Annotated in this window: 22 protein-coding genes; 14 read left to right on the forward strand and 8 right to left on the reverse strand. The window is 57.7% G+C overall.

Features of this window, described 5'->3' with window-relative positions; translation table 11 throughout:
* Positions 1-7: 7 nt before the first annotated feature.
* The gene (locus RYZ18_RS00925) at positions 8-274 is read left to right on the forward strand and encodes a hypothetical protein (protein ID WP_317654480.1); all 267 of its coding nucleotides are present in this window, start codon (positions 8-10) and stop codon (positions 272-274) included.
* Positions 275-278: 4 nt separating this feature from the next.
* On the opposite strand, the gene RYZ18_RS00930 is transcribed toward RYZ18_RS00925, so the two are convergent.
* Complete coding sequence (locus tag RYZ18_RS00930) at positions 279-1,277, reverse strand: GlxA family transcriptional regulator (RefSeq protein WP_317654482.1); 999 nt, start codon at positions 1,275-1,277, stop codon at positions 279-281.
* Positions 1,278-1,503: 226 nt separating this feature from the next.
* Between RYZ18_RS00930 and RYZ18_RS00935 the strand changes: the two genes are divergently transcribed.
* Positions 1,504-2,889, forward strand: coding sequence for a class II 3-deoxy-7-phosphoheptulonate synthase (locus RYZ18_RS00935; RefSeq protein WP_317654484.1), 1,386 nt, complete (start codon positions 1,504-1,506; stop codon positions 2,887-2,889).
* A gap of 20 nt (positions 2,890-2,909) precedes the next feature.
* Here RYZ18_RS00935 and RYZ18_RS00940 read toward each other — a convergent pair whose 3' ends face one another.
* Complete coding sequence (locus RYZ18_RS00940; RefSeq protein WP_317654486.1) at positions 2,910-3,542, reverse strand: PAS domain-containing protein; 633 nt, start codon at positions 3,540-3,542, stop codon at positions 2,910-2,912.
* A 238-nt stretch (positions 3,543-3,780) separates the two neighbouring features.
* Here RYZ18_RS00940 and gmk point away from each other — a divergent pair, with 238 nt between their 5' ends.
* Positions 3,781-4,458 (forward strand): guanylate kinase, encoded by a 678-nt coding sequence (gmk, locus tag RYZ18_RS00945; RefSeq protein WP_317654487.1) that lies wholly within the window; start codon positions 3,781-3,783, stop codon positions 4,456-4,458.
* Positions 4,455-4,973 carry a gamma carbonic anhydrase family protein gene (locus RYZ18_RS00950; RefSeq protein ID WP_317654488.1) on the forward strand — a complete coding sequence of 173 codons (519 nt, stop codon included), beginning with the start codon at positions 4,455-4,457 and terminating at the stop codon, positions 4,971-4,973. Before gmk ends, RYZ18_RS00950 begins: the two co-directional genes overlap by 4 nt.
* On the opposite strand, the gene RYZ18_RS00955 is transcribed toward RYZ18_RS00950, so the two are convergent.
* A complete protein-coding gene (locus RYZ18_RS00955; protein WP_317654489.1) occupies positions 4,968-5,597 on the reverse strand; it encodes a histidine phosphotransferase family protein in 630 nt (209 codons plus the stop codon). The two genes, RYZ18_RS00950 and RYZ18_RS00955, sit on opposite strands and share 6 nt — an antisense overlap.
* A gap of 14 nt (positions 5,598-5,611) precedes the next feature.
* On the opposite strand from RYZ18_RS00955, the gene RYZ18_RS00960 reads away from it, so the two are divergent.
* From RYZ18_RS00960 to RYZ18_RS00970, 3 genes are all read left to right on the forward strand, one after another.
* On the forward strand, positions 5,612-5,797 hold the full coding sequence (locus RYZ18_RS00960; RefSeq protein WP_317654491.1) for a DUF3553 domain-containing protein: 186 nt from the start codon (positions 5,612-5,614) through the stop codon (positions 5,795-5,797).
* A gap of 160 nt (positions 5,798-5,957) precedes the next feature.
* The gene (locus RYZ18_RS00965; protein ID WP_317654493.1) at positions 5,958-6,731 is read left to right on the forward strand and encodes a GNAT family N-acetyltransferase; all 774 of its coding nucleotides are present in this window, start codon (positions 5,958-5,960) and stop codon (positions 6,729-6,731) included.
* Positions 6,732-6,735: 4 nt separating this feature from the next.
* A complete protein-coding gene (locus RYZ18_RS00970; RefSeq protein ID WP_317654494.1) occupies positions 6,736-7,584 on the forward strand; it encodes a lysophospholipid acyltransferase family protein in 849 nt (282 codons plus the stop codon).
* On the opposite strand, the gene RYZ18_RS00975 is transcribed toward RYZ18_RS00970, so the two are convergent.
* Entirely contained in the window at positions 7,556-8,176 is a 621-nt protein-coding gene (locus RYZ18_RS00975) for a thiamine phosphate synthase (RefSeq protein WP_317654496.1), read from the reverse strand. The genes RYZ18_RS00970 and RYZ18_RS00975 overlap by 29 nt on opposite strands.
* A gap of 100 nt (positions 8,177-8,276) precedes the next feature.
* Between RYZ18_RS00975 and RYZ18_RS00980 the strand changes: the two genes are divergently transcribed.
* From RYZ18_RS00980 to RYZ18_RS01000, 5 genes are all read left to right on the forward strand, one after another.
* Positions 8,277-9,044: an RNA methyltransferase gene (locus RYZ18_RS00980; protein WP_317655779.1), complete on the forward strand. Its 768-nt coding sequence runs from the start codon at positions 8,277-8,279 to the stop codon at positions 9,042-9,044.
* An 83-nt stretch (positions 9,045-9,127) separates the two neighbouring features.
* A complete protein-coding gene (gene ctaA / locus RYZ18_RS00985) occupies positions 9,128-10,285 on the forward strand; it encodes a heme A synthase (protein ID WP_317654498.1) in 1,158 nt (385 codons plus the stop codon).
* On the forward strand, positions 10,282-11,760 hold the full coding sequence (locus RYZ18_RS00990; RefSeq protein WP_317654499.1) for a carboxypeptidase M32: 1,479 nt from the start codon (positions 10,282-10,284) through the stop codon (positions 11,758-11,760). The genes ctaA and RYZ18_RS00990 overlap by 4 nt, the downstream gene beginning before the upstream one ends.
* 79 nt (positions 11,761-11,839) lie before the next feature.
* On the forward strand, positions 11,840-13,255 hold the full coding sequence (locus tag RYZ18_RS00995) for an FAD-binding oxidoreductase (protein WP_317654501.1): 1,416 nt from the start codon (positions 11,840-11,842) through the stop codon (positions 13,253-13,255).
* Positions 13,248-13,973, forward strand: a complete 726-nt coding sequence (locus tag RYZ18_RS01000) for a VIT family protein (RefSeq protein WP_317654503.1) — start codon at positions 13,248-13,250, stop codon at positions 13,971-13,973. Before RYZ18_RS00995 ends, RYZ18_RS01000 begins: the two co-directional genes overlap by 8 nt.
* On the opposite strand, the gene putA is transcribed toward RYZ18_RS01000, so the two are convergent.
* On the reverse strand, positions 13,970-17,452 hold the full coding sequence (gene putA / locus RYZ18_RS01005) for a bifunctional proline dehydrogenase/L-glutamate gamma-semialdehyde dehydrogenase PutA (protein ID WP_317654504.1): 3,483 nt from the start codon (positions 17,450-17,452) through the stop codon (positions 13,970-13,972). The two genes, RYZ18_RS01000 and putA, sit on opposite strands and share 4 nt — an antisense overlap.
* A 119-nt stretch (positions 17,453-17,571) precedes the next feature.
* On the opposite strand from putA, the gene RYZ18_RS01010 reads away from it, so the two are divergent.
* Positions 17,572-18,045 carry an Lrp/AsnC family transcriptional regulator gene (locus tag RYZ18_RS01010; RefSeq protein WP_317654506.1) on the forward strand — a complete coding sequence of 158 codons (474 nt, stop codon included), beginning with the start codon at positions 17,572-17,574 and terminating at the stop codon, positions 18,043-18,045.
* On the opposite strand, the gene RYZ18_RS01015 is transcribed toward RYZ18_RS01010, so the two are convergent.
* The 3 genes from RYZ18_RS01015 to RYZ18_RS01025 are packed head-to-tail and all read right to left on the reverse strand — an operon-like array spanning position 18,042 to position 21,416.
* On the reverse strand, positions 18,042-18,992 hold the full coding sequence (locus tag RYZ18_RS01015) for an ROK family protein (RefSeq protein WP_317654508.1): 951 nt from the start codon (positions 18,990-18,992) through the stop codon (positions 18,042-18,044). The genes RYZ18_RS01010 and RYZ18_RS01015 overlap by 4 nt on opposite strands.
* A 15-nt stretch (positions 18,993-19,007) precedes the next feature.
* Positions 19,008-20,336, reverse strand: a complete 1,329-nt coding sequence (locus RYZ18_RS01020; protein WP_317654509.1) for a GH1 family beta-glucosidase — start codon at positions 20,334-20,336, stop codon at positions 19,008-19,010.
* A gap of 60 nt (positions 20,337-20,396) precedes the next feature.
* Positions 20,397-21,416: a substrate-binding domain-containing protein gene (locus tag RYZ18_RS01025; protein ID WP_317654510.1), complete on the reverse strand. Its 1,020-nt coding sequence runs from the start codon at positions 21,414-21,416 to the stop codon at positions 20,397-20,399.
* 337 nt (positions 21,417-21,753) lie between these two features.
* Between RYZ18_RS01025 and RYZ18_RS01030 the strand changes: the two genes are divergently transcribed.
* A complete protein-coding gene (locus tag RYZ18_RS01030; RefSeq protein ID WP_317654512.1) occupies positions 21,754-23,115 on the forward strand; it encodes an ABC transporter substrate-binding protein in 1,362 nt (453 codons plus the stop codon).
* Positions 23,116-23,125: the final 10 nt, after the last annotated feature.

The raw sequence follows: 23,125 nt of genomic DNA on the forward strand, positions 1-23,125 counted from the left end.
CGGTGTTATGAAGGGCGATATCTATGATCCAAAGGCGCTGATCCGCGAGGCCTATCGCATCGAGGGGATCACGCGGGGCGAATGCCGCACGATTTTCATGGATTGGGCATTGTCCATCACCGCGGATGACCCCAAAACCTATATTCGCCATCTGCTTGAGCAATATGCAGCCGAAGATAAAGGGCACCCGATGAGCGAAACCCTGCGCGAGGCGCTTGAGCAAGCCCCGCGCGCTGTGCGCCGTGGGGGACGCGCCGCAAGGGTGGGGCAATAAGGTATTATTTGACGATTATGTCAGGTTTGCTCGCATGGGTGCCCCGCTCGCGATAGGGGGTGGTGTCGTATTGCGCCCGATAGCATTTTGAAAAATGCGAGGGGGATGCAAAGCCGCAGGCCAATGCCACATTGATCACGCTCATATCGGTTTGCATCAGTAGATTGCGCGCTTTGGCAAGGCGCAATTCCATATAATACCGCTTGGGGCTGCGGTTCAGGTAACGGCGGAACAAGCGCTCTAATTGGCGCGTGGACATTCCGACCTCTTTGGCCAAACTTGCCGGGCTGATCGGGTCTTCGATATTATGCTCCATCATCCGAATAACTTGGCTGAGTTTTGGATGACGCACGCCGATGCGGGTTGGAATTGACAGGCGCTGCGTGTCTTGGTCGGTGCGGATCGAGGTATAGATCAACTGATCCGCCACCAAATTCGCCAATTCTTCGCCGTGATCATTGGCGATGATTTTCAGCATCAAATCAATCGAGGCGGTGCCGCCTGCGGTGGTGATGCGGTTGCCATCAATCACAAAGACCGATTTTGTCAGGGTGACGTCTTCGAATTCTTCGGAAAAGCTGTCTTGGTTTTCCCAATGGATCGTGGCGCGTTTGCCGTCTAACAGCCCCGCCTTGGCCAAGGTATAGCCTGCGGTGCAAAGTCCGCCCACAACAGACCCGCGCCGCGCCTCGCGCCGCAACCAGTTGAGAATGCGCTTCGTTGTCGCGGATTGCACATCAATCCCGCCGCACAGCATGATTGTGTCTTCGCGGGTCAGCTCTTCGAGATCCATATCTAGCTTATAGCCGATCCCCGCAGAGCAATACGCAACCTCGCCCCCATCCCCCGCCAAGGCCCATTCATAGAGAGTGCGTCCCGACATCCGATTGGCAATGCGCAAGGCTTCGACCGCAGAGGCAAAGCAGAGCATCGTAAAGCGATCCAACAGCACGAAAACATAGCGTTTCGCGGCGTCTGCATCGCGGGGTGTTGGTCTGCTCATCTCCAAAGTCCTTTGAACAAAGCCACAATCATTAAACATCGCACCGAGGCGCATATCACCATACAACCTTACGTGATCGTTTCTCTAGCGAAACCACCAAATTGCGCGCGCCGCAAGCCCCCCTTTTGATCCATAGCTTGCGAAATTGCCATTGGACGCGGGGGGTTTCCGCGTCTATAAGCAGGCCGAAATCGTAAATTTTTATGGAAGACCGAAGGAGGCTCCCATGGGTGCTGAAGCCGCACAAACATGGACGAAATCTAGCTGGCGCAGCAAGCCGCGCGTGCAGATGCCTGATTATCCTGATCAGGCAGCATTGGCGGCGGTCGAGGCGCAGCTTGGGAAATATCCTCCTTTGGTTTTTGCGGGTGAGGCGCGCCGCCTCAAAGCCGCACTTGGCAAAGCGGCCCGTGGTGAGGCGTTTTTGCTGCAAGGGGGCGATTGCGCCGAAAGCTTTGCTGAATTTTCTGCAGATTCCATTCGCGACACCTTCAAAGTCATGCTGCAAATGGCGATGGTCTTGACCTATGGCGCCAAGGTTCCCGTGGTCAAAGTGGGCCGTATGGCAGGGCAATTCGCCAAGCCGCGCTCAGCGCCTACCGAGGTGATCAACGGGGTCGAGTTGCCCTCTTATCGCGGTGATATCATCAACGAGTTGGCCTTCACGCCCGAGGCGCGCATTCCTGACCCTGCCAAGATGTTGCAGGCCTATACGCAGGCTGCCGCCTCGCTAAACCTGTTGCGGGCTTTCTCAACGGGTGGTTTTGCAGATATCGAACGGGTGCATAGCTGGACCTTGGGCTTTACCGATCACGATGACGCGGAGAGATACCGCGATATGGCCAATCATATCCAAGATAGCCTTGATTTCATGCGCGCGGCTGGCATCAGCCCACAGACCACACATGAATTGCACAGTGTTGATTTCTACACGAGCCATGAGGCGCTGTTGTTGGAATATGAGGAAGCCCTGTGTCGGATTGACTCGACCACCGGAAAACCGATTGCAGGCTCGGGTCATATGATCTGGATTGGCGACCGCACCCGTCAGCCAGAGGGTGCCCATGTTGAATTCTGTGCAGGGGTGCAAAACCCGATTGGTCTGAAATGCGGCCCAACCACCACCGAGGATGATCTGAAAATCCTGATGGATAAGTTGAACCCAGAAAATGAGGCAGGCCGCCTGACATTGATTGCGCGCTTTGGTGCGGGCAAGGTTGGCGATCATCTGCCACGCCTTGTGCGCACGGTGCAATCGCATGGGGCAAATGTGGTCTGGAGCTGTGATCCGATGCACGGCAATACGATCAAATCGGCCAGTGGGTTTAAGACGCGGCCATTCGACTCGGTTTTGCGGGAGGTGCAGGAATTCTTTGCCATACACCGCGCCGAAGGCACCATTCCGGGCGGGGTGCATTTCGAGATGACAGGCAAAGATGTCACCGAATGCACAGGTGGCGTGCGCGCTGTGACCGATGAGGATCTCTCAAGCCGCTATCACACGGCCTGTGACCCGCGCCTCAATGCCAGCCAGTCGCTTGAATTGGCCTTCTTGGTGGCGGAGGAATTGTCCTCAACCCGCCGTGATGCGGCGGCAGCGGCGGCGGGATAAAACCCCGCCGCGCTGATGCGCTAGCTTGCGTGCCCCCCTGACAGGACGCGTAGATAGGGCACTTTGGTGGGTTTCATGTCCATATGGGGCGGCGGCGTTACAGCCGCCGTTTCTGCATGAAGCGGGTGCAGATCCGTGCGCTCAATCTCAAACCGATAGGGCGCATGGTTAAGCGGCCCTTTGGTTACAAAAGCCCCAATGGCGCGATCAATCATGCCCGAGGCGCTTTGCAAGGGCAAAAGGATCATGCGCGCCAAAACGGGTGGCTCAATCCCGCTATAGCTGCTTTGCAGTCTTATATCCAATTCCGCAGGCCCCGTGAAAACAGGCTCGACCGCAGCGGCAAAGCGCGGGCGTTCATTATAGGCAAAAAAACACCGCAGCGGCATTCCGCGCAGTTCCATCCCCATAACATCGCATAAATGCGTGCCGCCCAGTTTCAGGCGCAAAATTTCGCCGCCGAGATTTTCCACCAAAAACACGAATGGTAGGGCCGCGCCTAAGATATGCGGCTGCACATCGCGTGCTTTGGGTGGTTGGTGGACGGTGTCACGCAAACTGTTCCAATGCTGCCGCAATCGCGTGAAGGCCATATGGTGATCAAGGCTGTCGTCCTTGTCACGCGCGGCATCGCCAAAATAATAATTCCCCATCGTTTTCCCCTATCCTCAACGGGTTCGATACGCCTGCTGCATACCCCTATGCGGCGGATCGAAGGTTTATGTGCTGAGGTGTGTTACCTCGGGCATAGTAACGGCAAATTTTCGGAAAATTCAGCCCATATGACAGAAATTGGTTAATGGGGCATGGGCGCTGCTTTGGCTTGACCTCTGCGGTCTGATCCTCAAGATGCGCGCGCACAGTAAAGATCGCTATAGAAAGACGCGCCTGATGTCTCAGACCGATGCAAAATCTCTCAACGCTGCTACACGCCGTGGCTTGCTGATCATTCTTTCTTCGCCTTCGGGCGCGGGGAAATCCACATTGGCACGGCGTTTGATGGCATGGGACGGGTCGTTGCGGTTTTCAGTATCCGCCACCACGCGTGCGCCGCGTGTGGGCGAGGTGGATGGGGAACATTACCATTTCCTCGACCGCGCTGGGTTTGAGCGGATGGTGGATGAGGGCGCGATGCTGGAACATGCCGAGGTGTTCGGCAATCTTTACGGCAGCCCGATGCCACCTGTGCGTGCGGCCATTGATGCGGGGCGTGATGTCTTATTTGACATAGACTGGCAGGGGGCGCAGCAAATCCGTAACTCGGCGCTGGGCGCACATGCACTGTCGATCTTTATCCTGCCGCCGAGCATTGCAGCCTTGCACGAACGTCTGGTGACGCGCGCACAAGATGATGCCGAAACCATTGCCAAACGCATGGCAAAATCTTGGGATGAGATCAGCCATTGGGATGGCTATGATTACGTTCTCGTCAATGATGATCTGGACGCGTGCTTTGACAATCTGACTACAATCATAATGGCTGAACGGATGCGCCGCATTCAACAGCCAAGCCTTGCAGGGTTTTTGCGGGGTTTGCAAAGTGAATATGAGGGGATGCGCGCGCCATGATTTACGCATTTGAGGGGCATCAGCCCGATATTGCCGCCGATGCATGGGTTGCCGATGATGCCAATGTCATCGGCAAGATTGCCCTTGCTGCCGAAAGCAGCATTTGGTTTGGGGCCACGTTGCGCGGTGACAATGAACTGATTTCCATTGGCGCGCGCAGCAATCTGCAGGAAAATGTGATCTGCCATACAGACCCAGGTCTGCCCCTGACTGTGGGCGAGGATTGCACCATTGGGCATCGTGCGCTTTTGCATGGCTGCACGATTGGCGATGGCACATTGATTGGCATGGGCGCGATGGTGATGAACGGTGCGGTTGTCGGAAAGGGCTGCTTGATCGGGGCAGGGGCCTTGATCCCCGAGGGCAAAGTTATTCCTGACGGCAGTTTGGTGATGGGGATGCCAGGCCGTGTTATTCGCGCGCTAGACGAGGCGGCGCGCGCAGGGCTTATTCAATCGGCGGCGGGGTATGTGGCCAAAGCCGCGCGGTTTCGCGCAGGATTGCAGGCCTTATAACTGCGACCCCTGCAGGCTGATCTGCACACGGGTGTCCGAGAGGCTAAGGGAAATCTCAGCCCCGATGTCAGCGGCCTCCTTTAACAGCATCAGGAATTGCACCTCGCGCGGGCTTGGGGTGCTGTGACTGGCCCCGCCGAGCCATGCCAGACCTGATAAGTCGTGCAAGATCCGTGGCCCGTCAGCGCCGACTGTAAGCGTGCCGCGCTCTGGCTGTGCGATTGTAATATGCCCCCCCATAGGAAGGGCCGCTTCGGTACAAGCGATCATCAAGAAGGCGCTTTTTACATGATGGCGCGGTAAATCCCCCGTCAAAAGCCAGTCAACTGTCAGGCGGCCCGCGCCATACATCTGGCTCAGAATATTGCGCGCTTCGCGTTCAGAGATATGCTGATCAGGCCGCGCCGCGCCATAGGCGATCCGGAAAAACCGCAACCGCGCTTCGGTATCGCGCAGCGCATCGGCAATCAGGGCCATTTCAGGACTATTGGCCATGCCGCTCATTTGCAGAAGTTCAACCCCGTTTGACACAGCCCCCAAAGGGTTGCCCAAATCATGGCAGAGCCGTGATGCAACCAGGGCTGACAAATCCTGTGAATTTGGGCTAAAGACGATTTGATCCATCAATGAGGCCTCCGATGACCGAAGAGTTGAATGCGCTGCTTGAGCCTGGAATGTTGGTGCGCAACCCTGCGCAACCCGATTGGGGGTTGGGACAGGTGCAATCCAATATTGGCGGCAAGGTGACCGTCAATTTCGAGCATCAAGGCAAACAAGTGATCGACTCCCGCCATGTGACATTGCTGCCCGAATGGGGCGCTTAAGGGTTCGGTCTACTGGAATGATGGTTAACAATACCCTAATTCTGCATAACGAAGATCGTATCTTGGAAAGGCGCATCGCGCTGCACAGATAAACGCATTTGCCCCAAAGGCCGCAAAATTGCGGCGCGAAAGGCACAGCCAAGACAGGAAAGCCCGCCTTATGGTGTCGCAAGAGCCGCATTTTGAGCTGCGATTGGCCTCAAGCCCAGAGGATATTCGCGCGGCACAGCGCCTGCGCTATGAGGTATTCGTGGCGGAATTGGGCGCTGATGGGGCCTTGGTGGATCACGAGGCGCGGCTTGAGGCAGATCGCTTTGACCCATTTTTTGATCATCTCATGCTTCTGGATCATCGCCGCGCTGTGGGCGAGCAAGTTGTGGGCGTTTACCGCGTGATGCAGGAGCACGGGGCCAAAGCCGCAGGTCAATTCTATTCCGAGGACGAATATGATCTCGCGCCGCTCAAATCTTCGGGTCGGCGTTTGCTGGAATTGGGGCGGTCTTGCGTGCATGCCGATTATCGCGGGGGCACGGCGCTGATGCATTTATGGAATGGGCTGGCTGATTATATCGTGACCCATGAGATTGAAATTTTATTTGGTGTGGCGTCACTGCATGGCACTGATGTGGCCGAATTGGCCGCGCCTCTGTCGCTGCTGCATCACCGCCATCTTGCGCCTGAGGGGCTGCGCCCAAAGGCGCGGGCAGCGGGTTATCAGGACATGAACCTCATTGCCGAAGACGCGCTTGAGCGCACGGCTGCCACGCGTGCGCTGCCCGCGTTGATCAAGGCCTATCTGCGCCTTGGCGGTGCAGTTGGGCAGGGGGCCTTTGTCGATCACGCCTTTAATTGCACGGATATTTGTTTGATCCTTGATACGGCCCTGATGTCGGAAAAACACCGCGCGCTCTATGCGCGGGGTCGGGGGATATAGGCCCATGCGCTGGGATGGCGCCCCTCAGGTCACGCCCGCATCTGTTGGGGTTTTGGGTCTTCTGCGCGCTTGTCTGCGCGGGGCAGCGATCATTCTGGTCATTGGATTTGGCTTTTTGACCCTGCTTTTGTGCCGCGTGCCAGAGCGCGTCATAGCGGGGCCTTTGCGCCGCCCTCTAACTGCGCGGATCACGCAAATCGTCTGCGCCTTTGTCTGTATGATTTTGGGCCTCAAGGTGACGCGCAAAGGAAATGCCGCACAAGCTGCGGGCGCGATTGTCGCCAATCATGTGTCTTGGCTTGATATTTTCCCGCTCAATTCGGGCGGGCCTGTGGTATTCGTGGCGAAATCCGAAGTGCGCGCTTGGGCGGGTATTGGGATTTTGGCGCGCGCAGCAGGCACCGTTTTCATCGAGCGGCGGCGCATGGCGGCAAAAGATCAAAATCGCCTGTTGCATATGCGCCTTACAGAGGGCGCCGAGCGTTTGGTGTTTTTTCCAGAAGGCACATCCACCGATGGGTTGCGCGTTTTACCCTTCCGCTCAAGCCTGTTTGAGGCGTTTTTTGCGGCTGATCTGCCACGGGATATCACTGTTCAGCCCGTCACCATCGCCTATCACGCCCCCGCAGGCGAAAATCCCGCCTTTTACGGGTGGTGGGGGGATCAATCCTTTGGTGCGGGTCTGATGCGGGTGCTATCTGTCCGCAAAAATGGCCATGTCACAGTCATCTATCACGCGCCTTTGCGCGTCTCACAGTTTGCATCGCGCAAGGCACTGGCGCAGGCCGCCGAAACGGCCGTGCGTGCAGGGCTTGCTCAGGCCCTCAGCCCAGAGGGGACAGAAGCGTCTTAAGGGCTGCCACAGGGTCGTCTTTGCGCCAAATTTCCTCACCGATGGCGAAGAAATCCGTGATCGGCGCAAGGCGTTCGATATCTGTAAGCGTCAGCGCGCCTTCGGCCACGACTGGCAGTTCGATCATCTGGCTCCACCATGCGAAAAGATCGTCTTCGGCGCGGCTGCCATCGCCAAGGCTTGTGTCGCCAACAGGGCCGAAACTGATGTAATCCGCCCCCATTTCCCCTGCATTCATCCCATCATGGCGGGAATTGGCACAGAAGCAGCCGATGATTGCATCGCCGCCAAGATCCGCACGGGTTTTGCGGGTGCTGCGCGACCCATCCAAGAGATGCACGCCATCAAGCCCCAAGCGTTCGACCAGTTTGATATGTTCTGACATCACCAAGGGGATGTCGCGGGCATGGGCAATTTCGCGCAAGTGATCTGCCGCGCGCGCGAGGTCATCTTCATCACGGCTTGCCAGAGCAAGGCGCAGGCAGGCGATAGGATAGGCATCCAAAACTGCCGCAAGCTGTGCGCCAAAGCCCGTCAGTTCGAAATTTGGCGGGGTCACAAGGTAAATCTGTGGAATATCCATGTCGGACATAGGGCTGCCTCTTGTCAGTCTTTGTTTGTTCCTAATGGTTTGCTTCGTGTTCAGCAATGGGGCGCTTGGCAAGAATGCCGCCGCGCGCTATGGCAGGATCATGAGTGACGATAGCCAAATTCCCGCAACCGCCCATCCAATGCCCTGTTTCGTGCTTGTGCGCCCGCAGATGGGTGAGAATATCGGCGCGGCGGCACGGGCGATGTGGAATTTCGGCCTGAACCATATGCGCCTTGTGGCCCCGCGCGATGGGTGGCCGAATGAACGCGCGGTGGCCTTGGCCAGTGGCGCCGCAGGCGTGGTGCTTGATCCTGCTTTGGTGGTGGAGACAACGCCCGAGGCGATTGGCGATTGCACCCATGTGTTTGTGACCACTGCCCGCGAACGGGGCCTGACCAAACCCATCCTTAGCCCCGAGGCGGCGATGGCGCAGGCGCGGGCCATCCATGCCGCGGGCGGCAAGGTTGCGGTGATCTTTGGCCCCGAGCGCGCAGGTTTGGAAAATGACGATATCGCGCGGGCTGATGCGATTATAACTGTGCCCGTGAACCCTGATTTTCCATCGCTCAATCTGGCGCAATCTGTGCTGCTCTGCGCTTATGAGTGGCGCCGCCAAACCACCGAGGTGGTGGAAATGCGCATGGAATTTGCCCGCAGCGATTTTGCCACCGCGATTGAGGTGGAAAAACTGGCGGATCACTACGAAGAAAAGCTTGATGAAATGGGCTATTTCTTTCCTGAAACAAAGGCCGCAGGCATGAAGCTGGTCTTGCGCAATCTGTGGGGGCGTCTGCCCCTGACGCGGGCCGATGTTCAGCTGTTTCACGGCATTTTGCGACAGATGCAGCGTTGGCGCGATCGGCCCTAGCGCCAAACTGCCGCGCATTCTTGCGAAGCCTTTGCCAAGGCGCTAGGTCTTTTGCCAAATGAAGATCGAGAAGGGGCCGCGCCATGAGCCGCAATATTTTCGAAGAGGTCGACCAATCCGGCAAAGGGCCCTCTGGGGCGGGGAAAACAGGCCCGAACCCTTCGGGGATTTCCCGCGACACGGGCGCGGCGCGCAGATGGATGCGGGCCTATTTGGCGGTTCTCTTTGTGATGGTTGCGGCAATGATTGCCATTGGGGGCATGACGCGCCTGACCGATTCAGGGTTGTCTATCGTTGAATGGGCGCCGATTTCGGGGGCCATTCCGCCGCTCAGTGATGACCAGTGGCAAGAGCAATTCACCGCCTATCAGCAGACAACCGAATACCAACAGCAAAATCGCGGCATGTCGATGGCCGAGTTTAAGTATATTTTCTGGTGGGAATGGGGCCATCGTCAATGGGGGCGCGCAATCGGTCTTGTTTGGGCCCTTGGGTTTGCCGCGCTTGCGCTCTCTGGCAATCTGATCAGAGGGTGGGTTCCAAAAATCGTGGCGCTTGGGGCGCTTGGTGGTCTGCAAGGGGCCATCGGATGGTGGATGGTCTATTCAGGTCTTGCGCCTGGCATGTTTGATGTTGCCTCCTATCGATTGGCGACACATTTGGGTGTCGCGTTCTTCATCCTTGCCCTTATCACATGGTTTATTTTGCAGCTCAGCCGACCTGCGCCCGCGTTATTGGCGGCGCGGCGTGCGGGCGATAAGCGCCTTTTTGGTATGACCACGGGGCTTTTGCATCTCACCTTTTTGCAAGTCTTGGTTGGGGCTTTGGTCGCGGGGATCGATGCAGGGCGCAATTATATTGATTGGCCTTTGATGGCGGGCGGGTTCACCCCGCCTGATATGTGGGCGATTGACCCTTGGTATCGCAATCTGTTCGAAAATGATGGCACCGTCCAATTCATCCATCGGATGCTGGGCTATCTGGTCTTTGCCTATGGGATTGCGGTTTGGCTCAAAGGGCGCAAATCGGGCAATGCGCTGGTGCGCCAATCCTATGCGTGGATGGCGGTGATGCTGTTTGGTCAGGTGGTGATCGGGATCGTAACGGTGATGCATTCTGCGCCAATTGCCCTTGGGTTGACCCATCAGCTTGGCGCGGTGGCCTTGGTCGTCTTGATTTTGCGCGCGCGCTTCCTTGCGATTTATCCGCCTGAGCAATCCTTGCGTGGGGCAGCCGCATGAGCGCGATGGGGGATCTTTTGGCGCATGCAGCGCAAACCGCCGCGCTTGAGCAGGTCGCGGGGCGGTTGCATTGGGATCAAGAAACCATGATGCCCAAAGGTGCAGCGGCACTGCGCGCCGAGGAAATCGCAGCGATGGAGGGGGTTCTGCACGCCCGCCGCACTGACCCTGCACTTGGCGAACTGCTGGAAACCGCACAGGCTGAAACGGATTTTGAAGCATCCTCTTTGCGGCTGATCTCGCGGTCATATCAGCGTGCTACAAAAATCCCTGCGCGTTTGGCGGCGGAATTGGCGCGGACGGCCTCGCTCGCCCATGGGGTCTGGGCCAAGGCCCGCGCCGAAGATGATGTTGCGGGATTTCTACCGGTTCTTGAGCAACTCATCGCCCTGCGCCGCGAAGAGGCTGCCTGTCTGTCAGGCGAGACGCGTGGTGCGGCCCTTTACGATGCGCTGTTGAACGATTACGAACCTGAGATGCGCGCCAGCGAAATCGCGGCCCTGTTTGATGCGATGCGCCCGCGCCTTGTGGCTTTGCGCGCGGCGATCCTTGAAAAGCCGATGCCTGCGGCGATATCGGGTGATTTTGACGAGGCGGCGCAGCTTGCCCTGACGCGCGAGATTGCTTTGGCCTTTGGCTATGATCTCGATAAAGGGCGGATTGATCTTGCCGTTCACCCCTTTTCTTCTGGCTCAGGCAGTGACAGTCGCATCACCACGCGGGTGGCGCGGGATGACCCGTTTAATGCGCTTTATTCGACCATTCACGAAGTGGGCCATGCCTGCTACGAGCAAAACATAGATCCGCTCTATCATTTGACCGCATTGGGGCAGGGCGCCTCGATGGGGGTGCATGAAAGCCAAAGCCGCATTTATGAAAATCAACTTGGTCGGTCCCTGCCTTTTGTGACATGGCTTTATGGGCAGATGCAGACGGCCTTTGGTGGGCTTTCAACTGATAGCCCCGCTGCGCTATACGCGGCGATCAATCGAGTTGCCAAAGGCTATATCCGCACCGAGGCCGATGAGGTGCAGTATAACCTGCATATCATGCTGCGGTTTGATCTAGAGCAGGCATTGATCAGCGGTGATCTGGCCCTGGGTGATCTTGAGGCGGCATGGAATGATCGCTTTATGGCTGATTTTGGGTTCGCCGTGGATCGCCCCAGCCACGGGGTGTTGCAAGATGTGCATTGGTCGGCGGGCCTGTTTGGATATTTCCCCACCTACGCGCTTGGCAATGTCTATGCTGGCTGCTTGATGCAGGCTTTGCGCGCGGATGTGCCGAATTTGGATGTGGCATTGGCACAGGGCAATCCACGCCCTGCAACCGATTGGCTGCGCGAAAGATTGCAACGCCACGGCAGCCTGAAACCGCCGCGCCAGACGATTGAGGATGCAATCGGTGGGCCTGTCTCCCCTGAGCCGCTGTTGCGCTATCTCGAGGAAAAATTTGGCGCCCTTTACGGGCTTTAGCCCCGAGGGCGCGCGCCCCCTTTTTCTTCTATGCGGCTGTCGCTAAACATAAAGGCAGCAACAGAGAAAGTGCATCACCATGGCTGAAATTTTAGATCTTCCGCGCAATGAGCATGGCATTGCCGCCGTAATCGAGGCGCTTGCAGGGCAATTTGGGGCGCGGCTTGCGACCAGTGCCGCCTTGCGCGAACAGCATGGCCACACCACCACATGGCTGCGCACCCAAGCGCCTGATGCTGTGGTGTTTGTGCAATCGACCGAGGAAGTCCAAGATGTTGTGCGTCTATGCGCGCGTCATCATGTGCCTGTGATCCCCTTTGGGGCAGGCTCATCCCTTGAGGGGCATGTGAATGCGTCCGCAGGGGGAATTTGTATTGATTTCAGTCAGATGAACCGCATTCTTCGGGTCAGTGCCGAGGATATGGATGTCGTGATTGAGCCAGGTGTCACGCGTAAGGCGTTGAACACGCATTTGCGCGACACGGGGCTGTTCTTTCCTGTGGATCCAGGAGCAGATGCAACGCTTGGCGGTATGGCGGCCACGGGGGCAAGCGGCACGAATGCCGTGCGCTACGGCACGATGAAGGAAAATATCCTTGGGCTGAAGGCGGTTTTGCCATCGGGGGAGATTGTAAAAACCGCCGCGCGGGCGCGGAAATCTTCGGCAGGGTATGATTTGACCCATCTGATGATCGGCTCTGAAGGCACGCTTGGCCTGATCACCGAGTTAACCTTGCGTCTGCGCGGTATCCCTGCGGCCATTTCTGCGGCGACCTGTTCGTTCCCTTCGGTCGAGGCTGCCTGCGAATGTGTCATTGCGACTGTGCAATATGGATTGCCCGTGGCGCGCATTGAATTGCTCGACAAGCTGATGGTTGAGGCCGTTAATCGTTATTCCAAACTGGCCCTGCCAGAAACGCCGCTTTTGTTATTGGAATTTCATGGCAGTGAGACAGGCGTGGCCGAGGATGCGGCAAGTTTTGGCGAGATTGCAGCTGATTTTGGCGGCACGGGTTTTGCCGCAACCACCCTTGAGGAGGAGCGCAATCAACTGTGGCAAGCGCGCCATGATGCCTATTGGGCGGGTTTGGCCCTGCGCCCTGGGGCAAAGGGGATTTCCACCGATATTTGCGTGCCCGTCAGCCGTCTGGCCGAGGCTGTGACAAAGGCACAGACGCGTGCGTCAGAATTGGGCATGATCGCCCCCGTTGTGGGCCATGTGGGCGATGGAAATTTCCATGTGCTGATGTTGATCGACACGGACAGTCCTGCCGAGGTTGAGATGGCCGAAGGGTTTGTTGCATGGCTGAATGATATGGCGATTGCGATGGAGGGCACCTGCACAGGTGAGCATGGCATCGGCCAAGGCAAAGCCGCCTATCTGATCCGCGAATTGGGGCCAGAAGCGATGGAGGTCATGGCCACAATCAAGCGCGGGATTGATCCGCAAAATATTTTTAACCCAGGAAAAATGGGATTGCCCAATTATGGCTGAACACCGACCTGATACCCACAATGTCCCCTCGGCCCATGAGGAACCGCATTTGTCGCAACGCTCAGGATGGTTGCGCGCGGCGGTGATGGGGGCGAATGATGGGATTTTGTCGACAGCGTCATTGATCGTGGGGGTTGCTGCGGGCGGTGCGGATCAAGGCACGATCCTCTTGTCGGGGATTGCAGGCATGGTTGCAGGGGCGATGTCGATGGCAGCGGGGGAATATGTTTCCGTCTCAAGCCAAGCCGATGTTGAGCGCGCCGATGTCGAGCGCGAAAAGCGCGAGTTGAAATTGAACCCAGCGGGCGAATTGGCCGAATTGGCGGCGATCTATCGTCAACGCGGCTTGTCGGAGCAGTTGGCCGATGAGGTGGCGCGCGAATTGACCCGCAAAGACGCGCTTGGCGCACATTTGCGCGATGAGATTGGGCTGACTGATCTTTCGCCGCCCAAGCCTGTAGAGGCAGGGGTGGTGTCTGCCGCGACATTTGCAGGCGGTGCTTTGGTGCCGTTGCTGATGGGGGTCGTGGCCCCGCATGATCAGGTGGAGATTTGGGTGGGGGCGGCCACATTGGCGGCCCTTGGCACGCTTGGGGCGCTTGGTGCGCAGGCGGGCGGCGCCCCCAAAGGGCGCGCCGCATTCCGTGTTATGTTCTGGGGCGTGTTGGCAATGGTAGCCACATCCCTAATTGGCCGTGCCGTGGGGTTGGCGATCTAAGCCTCACCTGCCGCTGCCAGAAGCCGCGCATTGCCGCCCGCCGCCGTGGTGTCAATGCAGATATGCCGCTCAAGGATCAGGCGCGGTTTAGGGTCGCTCTCGCAAATCAGCGGGATCAAGGCGCCCTCGCGCGCAGCCAAAGCCGCGCGATAGGGGCGGGCCTCTTCGGGGTCTGCCCATAAGATCACGGCATCAAACCCCGTGAGACTGCGCAGCATGTCAGCAGGAAGTAGCCCTTCAACTCCATGCGCGCCAACACCGGGCGCAATCGCAAGGGCGGTGCAGCCTGCCTCTTTGGCCATTTGCGCCTGCATCATGGCCGCTTCCGCCGTTGGCCCAAGACACAGAACCCGCCCGCGCGCATAGCGTGACAAGAGGTTTGATTCACCTGTAGGCCCAGGCATTTCTGTTTGGGAAAGGGGCCTGTCAGAGGGGTGCGCAAGTGCTGCCAGGGCGCGGGTCACTTTGGCCTCATCACAGGGGGGCGCATCGCCCATTGGGCCTTCTGCTGCGAGGTCGGGGGTCGTAAAGCGCGGCAAATAGTGCGGCCCGCCCGCCTTTGGCCCTGTGCCAGACAGACCCTCGCCCCCAAAGGGCTGACTGCCCACAATGGCACCGATTTGGTTGCGGTTGATGTAGAGATTGCCAACCTTGATCTGGCTCGCCACCTCGGCGATGCGGTCATCAATGCGGCTGTGCATCCCAAAGGTCAGGCCATAGCCCTTTGCATTCACATCCGCCACAACCCGCGCAAGATCGCGGGCCTTATAAGTGGCCACATGCAAGACAGGGCCAAAGACTTCGCGCTCAAGGTCGTTGATCCCACCGGGCAATGAGATCAAGGCAGGCCCCACATAATGGCCCGTGCTGGGCGGGGTGATCTGTTTGATCAAACGCCCCTCTCTCTGGGCCTGTTGGACATAGGCATTGATCTCTGCCGCCGCGCTTGCCGTGATCACGGGGGCCACATCGCAGGATATGTTCCATGGGTGGGAGAGGGAGAGTTCCTCCATCGCGCCCTGCAACATCTGTAACAGGCCCTCTGCGATATCTTCTTGTACATAGAGCAACCGCAGGGCCGAGCAACGCTGACCCGCTGATTGAAAGGCCGAGGCGACAATGTCGCGCACGGCCTGTTCGGGCAGGGTTGTGCTGTCCACGATCATGGCATTCAGGCCGCCTGTCTCTGCAATCAAAGGGGCTGCGGGGTGCAGATGGGCCGCCATGGCGCGGTTGATCCCTTGGGCAGTTGCCGTTGATCCCGTAAAGCACACGCCCGCAACACGCGCATCGCTGACAAGGGCCGCCCCGACCTTGGCCCCTTGCCCTGGCAAAAATTGCAGGGCGCCACGTGGCACGCCTGCGGCATGGAGCAATTCCACGGCCCGCGCACCGATGAGGGTGGTTGTCTCAGCGGGCTTTGCCAAAACGCCATTTCCCGCCGCAAGCGCGGCAGCGATTTGCCCTGTGAAAATGGCCAAGGGGAAATTCCATGGGCTGATACAGGTAAACACCCCGCGCGCGGGCTGCTGCAAAAGCGGCGCATGGGCCGCGTAGTAGCGTAAGAAATCCACCGCCTCACGCAGTTCGGCCACTGCATCGGCTGGGCTTTTGCCCGCCTCGCGGGCCAGAAGCGCAAATAATTCGGCATGATGCGCTTCATAAAGGTCGGCGGCCCGTTCAAGGCAGGCGCGGCGTTCTGCGGCAGGTGCGTCCCAAGCCTGCGCAGATGTCAGTGCAGTCTCGATATCACCTGCGGCGGCCTCGGTAACACGGCCCACGATGTCGGTGGGATCGGCAGGGCAGGTTTGGGTGATGTCATCGGCCCCTGTCGCAGGTTTGGCCAAAATAGGGCCTGCCTGCCACTGATGCGTTCGAAATGGCGCGCGCGCCGCGTCTAGCTCGGCCAAGGTGACAGGATCGCTAAGGTCGAACCCGCGTGAATTTGCGCGCTCGGGCGCAAAAAGCGCGCTTGGGTGGCGCACAGCAAGATTTGGCCCTGCGCCTTCGAGCCGTTCAAAGGGGCAGGCTGCGACCACCTCAGGTGGCGTGTTTTCATCCATGATTTGGTTCACGAAGGAAGAATTTGCGCCATTCTCCAATAAGCGGCGCACGAGATAGGCCAAAAGATCCCTATGCGCCCCCACAGGCGCATAGATGCGGCAGCGCGTGGCGTTACCCTTCAGCACCAGATCATGCAGCGCCTCGCCCATCCCATGCAGGCGTTGGAATTCAAAAAGGGTAGGGTCTGTTGCCATTTCGATAATGGCCGCCACAGAATGGGCGTTATGGGTGGCAAATTGCGGATAGATGCGATCCGTCAGACCCAGCAGCTTTTTGGCCAAACACAGATAGGCCACATCGGTGGCGGATTTTCGTGTATAGACAGGAAAGCCAGATAGCCCTTCAACCTGCGCCAATTTCACCTCGGTGTCCCAATAGGCGCCTTTGACCAGACGCAGCATGATCTTGCGATCAAGTTTGGTGGCAAGGGCGTAAAGCCAGTCAATCACCGCGCCTGCACGCAGGCCATAGCCCTGCACCACAACACCAAACCCGTCCCATCCTGCAAGGCGTGGATCAGCCAAGACCGCCTCAATTACATCAAGCGACAGATCAAGACGATTTGCTTCTTCGGCATCAATGTTAAGACCCATCCCGCCCTGACGCGCATTAAGGGCCAATTCCAAAACGCGCGGCACAAGTTCGGACATAACACGATCTTTTTGTGCCACCTCATAGCGCGGATGCAGCGCCGAGAGTTTGATCGAAATTCCAGGGTTGCTGCGGATATCCCCAGCGTTACAGCGCGGCGTGATCTTGGCAATGGCCGTTTTGTAAGAGGCAAAAAAGGCATCCGCGTCGGCCATGGTCATCGCCGCCTCGCCCAACATATCATAGGAATAGCTATATCCCTTTGCCTCTTGCTTGGCGGCGCGGGCCATCGCGTCTGGCATGGTTTGCCCCAACACGAATTGCCGCCCCATCTCGCGCATGGCGCGCGCCACGGCTGTGCGGATCACAGGTTCGCCCAAACGGCGCAAGGCCCCGCGCAACACGCGATCCATGCCTTCGCCGTCTTGCAAAACGCGCCCCGTCAGCATCAGCGCCCAAGTGGATGCGTTTACAAGCGAGGAGGAGGATTTTCCCAAATGCTCGCCCCAGGCTGAAGGGGCAATTTTATCTTCGATCAAAGCATCAATCGTGGTCGCATCTGGCACGCGTAACAACGCCTCTGCCAAACACATCAGTGCAATGCCTTCGCGGGTTGAGAGGCCATATTCGGCCAAAAACACCTCCATCAACCCTGCGTCCGCGTCATTGCGGATGGATGTGACCAAGCGGGTTGCACGCGCCTTAGCGGCTGTGCGCGTCGCCTGATCGGGGCCATGCGATTTTATTAAGCGGTCGAGAATAGCAGCCTCATCGGCCAAGTGATCGTCACGGATCGCATCGCGCAGCACAGAAAGGTCGGTCATGTGGACACCACGGGTAAAATGAAGATGAATTACAATACGAAGATATTGGCGGGAAATCCGCCTTGACTTTGTAGTTTGGCGGGAAAATAAATTGATTAAACAGGAAAAGGGTGGGTCTGATGGTATCAAAATCGCCAGAACGCGGGCAAATTGATGGGTTTGATCGGAAGATTCTGAAGGAAGTCTCAGAAGATGGCCGAATTTCCGTCACGGAATTGGCGGATCGCGTGGGGCTGTCGAAAAGCCCAACCCAAGTGCGTCTGCGCCGTCTTGAGCAGGAAGGCTATATTCGTGGCTACCGCGCGGAACTTGATCCCGTAAAGCTTGACCGCGAACATGTGGCTTTTGTTGAGGTGAAATTGTCCGACACGCGCGAGGCGGCATTGGCAGCCTTTAACAAAGCCACCATTGCCGTGCCCGAAATCGAAGAATGCCACATGATTGCGGGGGCGTTTGATTATTTGGTCAAGGTGCGCTGCCGCGATATGGGCGCCTATCGCCGCGTGTTGGGCGAGGTCATATCCGCCCTGCCGCATGTCGCCTCAACCTCGACACATGTCTCTATGCAGGCCGTGAAAGACCGCGCGTTCTAAAGCTCGATCAAGGCCTGCGCGCAGCCTGTGAGCGCGGCAAAATCATCTTCCACCACACTGACCCCGAATTGCGCCATAAACGGGCCAAAGCGGCCTTTATTCGCAAAGGCCTCGGCAAATCCGAATTGCATCAAATAGGGGGCAAGGGCGCGCGAGACGCCGCCAATCAGATAGACCCCACCAAAAGGCAGGTTCACCAAGGCCAGATCCCCTGCGACATTTCCCAGAACCTGTGCAACGAGCGCAGCAGTAGCGCGGGCCTTGGCATCATCTTGCTCAAGCGCATCCATGATCTGTTGGGCGGGCTGAGCAATCCCGTGCAAAAAGGCGTGAACATGGCTGATCCCACGCCCCGAGAGAACTTCCTCGACTGCGGCGAAGCCATGCTTTTCGGCTAAGAAGCGGGCAAGATCGCGGGTTTGGTCATCAGGGGTGGGCAGGGTGATATGGCCCGATTCCGAAGGGGGCACCACGCGGCCCCGCGGCCCGTCAAATACGGCGGCGGCGTTAAACCCCGTGCCAAGCCCGATGACCAATTTCGCCGCATGGGCAGAGGCGGGATCATGGGGCAGGATTACACGCAATTCCGTATCGGAAATATGGCCAATCGCATAGCCTTGCGCCTGTAGATCATTGAGCACAGCCACGCGTGATGCGCCCGAGACATCAGCCAACATCGCGCGGTCAATATGCCAATCCAAATTGGTCATTTTGGCCACGCCATCGCGCACGGGGCCTGCGGCGGCCACGCAAATGCCCGAGAGCGCGCCAGAACGGAGGCCCGCCTGCTCCATGAATTGCGCCAATATCTCGCGCAAATCAGCGGCGTCTTTATTGGCAAAGCGGCGGATGCTGTCGCGGTCAATGACGCCCGCGCGCGCCAAAGCCACGCGGGTGTTGGTGCCGCCGATATCTGCGACCAAATCCAAATCGGGGGAAGATGTCATCCTGTCCTGCCTTATTTAGCCCGCGCGCCAGCCCTGTGCGAGCGCGTGATAAGACGCTTTTGGTCGTCTTTGCAAGCTGTCGAAATCAACATGGACAAGGCCAAAGCGTTTTTCATACCCAAAGGCCCATTCGTAATTATCCATCAGCGACCACGCGATATAGCCTTTCAAAGGTGCGCCATCCTCAATCGCGCGCAAACAGGCGCGCATATGGGCATCAAGATAGGTGATGCGCGCCACATCTGGCTGTTCGGGCGTATCGTCATTCGCCATGCCGTTTTCGGTCACATAAAGCGGCAGGTCGCCCGTGTAGGTTTTCGCCGTATGGGTCAGGAAAAGATGCAACCCCTCGGGGTAAACTTCCCAGCCCATTTGGGTTTTGGGCAATGGCCCCTCAACGCCTTGGTAATTCGGCCAAATTCCACATCCTGCGGTCAGGCGTTTGCAGGTGTAGTAATTCAGCCCCAACCAATCGAGCGGGGCGGTGATATGGGCAAAATCGTCTTGGTAATTCTGGGGAAGATGTTGCTCTAACCCCTCAAGCACCAGATCTGGATAGCGGCCATGAAACAGGCCTGACAGGAAGAATTGGTTATAGATCGCATCGTAACGCGCGGCGGCGGCCTTTGATGCGGGGCTTTCATCGGCGGGCAGGGCGGCCTCAAAATTGCACACGGCACCCAGATTGCACATGCCACGCGCGCGCATCACCTCAATCGCGCGGCCATGCGAGGAGAGGACATGGTGCATAGCGCGGGCTGCGGCGCGAATATCGCGCAGACCGGGCGCATGATGCCCCTCGAAATGCGATAGCCATGAGACGCACCACGGCTCGTTAATGGGGGCGACCGACCACAGCCTGTCGCCAAGGCGTGCCATCACAATCTCGGTGTAATCGGCAAACCAGTTTGGCATATCGCCATTCACCCAACCGCCTTGATCCGCGAGGGCCGAGGGCAATTCCCAATGATACAGCGTGGCTGCAGGGCGCAGCCCGCGCGCCAACATCCCGTCAATCAAACGATCATAGAAATCCAAGCCCGCCTTATTCACCACGCCGCGCCCCTCGGGCATGATCCGCGCCCATGACAGCGAGAAGCGATATATATCGGCGCCAAGATCACGGATCAGGTCAAGGTCGTCTTCCCATCGGTTCAGGTGATCGCAGGCAAGCGCGCCATTTTCAGCGCGGGTGACGTTATTGCCCGTAGCGGCGAATGTATCCCAATGGGTCTGGCCCGCGCCACCCTGAGCGTGGCCTTCGATTTGATAGGCCGATGTGGCGACACCAAGCAGAAAATCTTGCGGAAAATCCGACCGCGCGGGAAGGGTGGGGGTGGTCATGGTGAGAGAACTCATTGAAATGCGGCAGCGGGGTTAAAGCAGTGCGGGCAGAGACAGGCGTTATGGTGCAGGGCCAGTCGAGCGCCCGACCATCAATTCAGCCTCCCATAATTCATGCACAAAGGGCGCGTCAGGCTGTTTGATCCTTTCGATCAAAATTTCTGCACAGCGCCGCCCCGCCAAACGAATTGAACTGCGGGTTGAGGTAAATGCGGGGCCTTCGGCATCATTGTTGAGATAGGAAAGCACATCATCATGGGTGATGATCGAGACATCGCGGCCCAGTTGTAGCCCGCGCTCCCATGCCGCTTGGCGCACCCCAATGGCAGAAATCACCGATGACACCAAAAAGGCGGTGGGGCGGTTTTCCCGGTCAAGCAATTGTGCCGCGGCGCGGTGGCCATAGCCTTCGGTCATGACATCGGCATACATCAGGCTTGCGTCAGGGGTGATGCCGCGCGCGCGCAGCGCCTCTTCATATCCGCGGCGGCGGCGGGCGGCGAAATCCATCGCCTCTTGGCCATTGATCAGGGCGATGCGGCTATGCCCCAAATCCAACAAGAATTCGGTCGCACGGCGAAAGGCCCGCAAATTGGCAATATCTAGCCAGTTATAGCCACGCGCATCCCCCGTGCGGCCATGCACCAAAAACGGCAGCCCCAATTCCTGTAGCAGCGCAATGCGCGGGTCTTCTTGGCGGGGGCCTTGCACCATCACCCCATCAACCGAGCCATTCGCTGCCATCTGGCGATAGGCGCGTTCGGCGGCCCCCTCATGCACGATAGACAAAAGCAGGTCATATCCTTCGCGGGCATAAACCTCGCCTGCACCTGCAAGAAAATCTGCAAAAATCGGGTTTACCATTTCAGTTTCGCCCGTATGCGTGATCACATGGCCGATGGTCATCGCGCGCCCTGTAGCTAAGCGGCGGGCGCGGGAATTGGGTTGATAATTCGCCGCGCGCGCCGCAGCCTCGACACGGGCGCGGGTTTCAGGGTTCACCTCGGGATAGCCATTCAAGGCACGGCTGACTGTGGTTTGAGACAGCCCAAGCGATGATGCCAATTCTTTTAAATTCATCGCCTCCCTCCTTCCTTTGTCGCGCATGGCGCTGGGTCGTTTCATCGTCTGGCGCGACACGATTGCCTTCAAAGCGCTTTCAAATTTCTTCTCAGCTAGGCGAATTTTATGCGGCTTGTCAAAAGTAAATTTTTAAAATTGCGGCGCGCTGTATCTGCGAAAAACAAATGCAAAATCAAATATATTGTAATTCTCTTGTCCTTTCAGCGTCTTGGGCATTTAACGACATTTCTTTTCCAAAGCGCTTTGAAACACTCTTGACGGAATCGCGGAATAGGTTTTGAAATGCAGGTTCTAAGCATCCTCACTCAGGGGGTGCGGTTCTGGGAGGTTACTTATGAAACGTTCGTTTTACGCAAGCGCCGCAGCCCTTGCGCTGTCCTCAGGGATGGCGATGGCTGACGCGCATGGTGGTTTGGTGTTCCCCGTGGGTGAGGGGGATTTCAATTGGGCCAGCTACGAGGCATTCGCAGCGGCGCATGATTTGACAGGTCAGACTGTCACGATTTCTGGCCCTTGGCTTTCGCCTGAGGCGGATCGCTTTGATGCGCTTTTGGCCTATTTCGAGGCGGCAACAGGCGCGGATGCGACCTATACAGGGTCGGATAGCTTTGAGCAGCAAATCGTGATTGACGCTGAGGCAGGCTCTGCCCCCAATATCGCGGTTTTCCCTCAGCCTGGCCTTGCGGCCAATATGGCGGCCAATGGTCTTTTGACCCCGCTTGGCGCGGATAATGCCGCATGGGTGTCTGAGAATTTTGCAGCAGGCCCATCATGGGTTGATCTGGGCACATATGCCGATCAATCGGGCGCGGATCAGTTCTATGGCTTCTTCTTCAACGTCAACGTGAAGTCCTTGGTGTGGTATGTGCCAGAGAATTTCGAGGATGCAGGCTACGAAGTGCCAACAACCATGGAAGAGTTGATCGCACTTTCTGACCAGATCGTTGCAGATGGGGGCACGCCTTGGTGTATTGGTCTGGGTTCTGGGGCCGCTACAGGCTGGCCTGCGACTGACTGGGTTGAAGACCTGATGCTGCGCACACAGACACCTGATGTCTATGACGCATGGGTTGCCAATGAGATCCCATTCAATGACCCGCGCGTTGTTGAGGCGATCGAAACCTTTGGTCAATTCGCACGTAATGATGCCTATGTGATGGGCGGCGCTGGCGCAGTTGCAACCACCGATTTCCGTGATAGCCCTGCGGGCTTGTTCCAGTCCCCTCCCGGCTGCTACATGCATCGTCAGGCCAGCTTTATTCCTGCCTTCTTCCCTGATGGCACGGTTGTGGGCGAGGATGCTGATTTCTTCTACTTCCCTGCATTCGCGGAAAAAGACCTTGGCAGCCCAGTTTTGGGTGGCGGCACTTTGATGGCAATCACAGATCCATCTGACGCGACCATGGCGTTTATCGAGTTTCTCAAAACACCTGTCGCCCATGAGATCATGATGGCGCAGGGTGGCTTCTTGACGCCCCATTCTGGCGTGAACTTGGCCACATATGAAACCGATACACTGCGCGGTCAGGGGGAAATCTTGCTCAACGCAACGACCTTCCGTTTTGATGGCTCCGACCTGATGCCCGGCGCGATTGGCGCAGGCAGCTTCTGGACGGGTATGGTGGATTATGCAGGCGGCGCAGATGCGGCGGCTGTAGCAGACACCATCCAGCAAAGCTGGGACGCGATTAAATAAGATCGCGCTA

The organism is Roseovarius sp. 10, assembly GCF_033100315.1.
Lineage (GTDB): Bacteria > Pseudomonadota > Alphaproteobacteria > Rhodobacterales > Rhodobacteraceae > M30B80.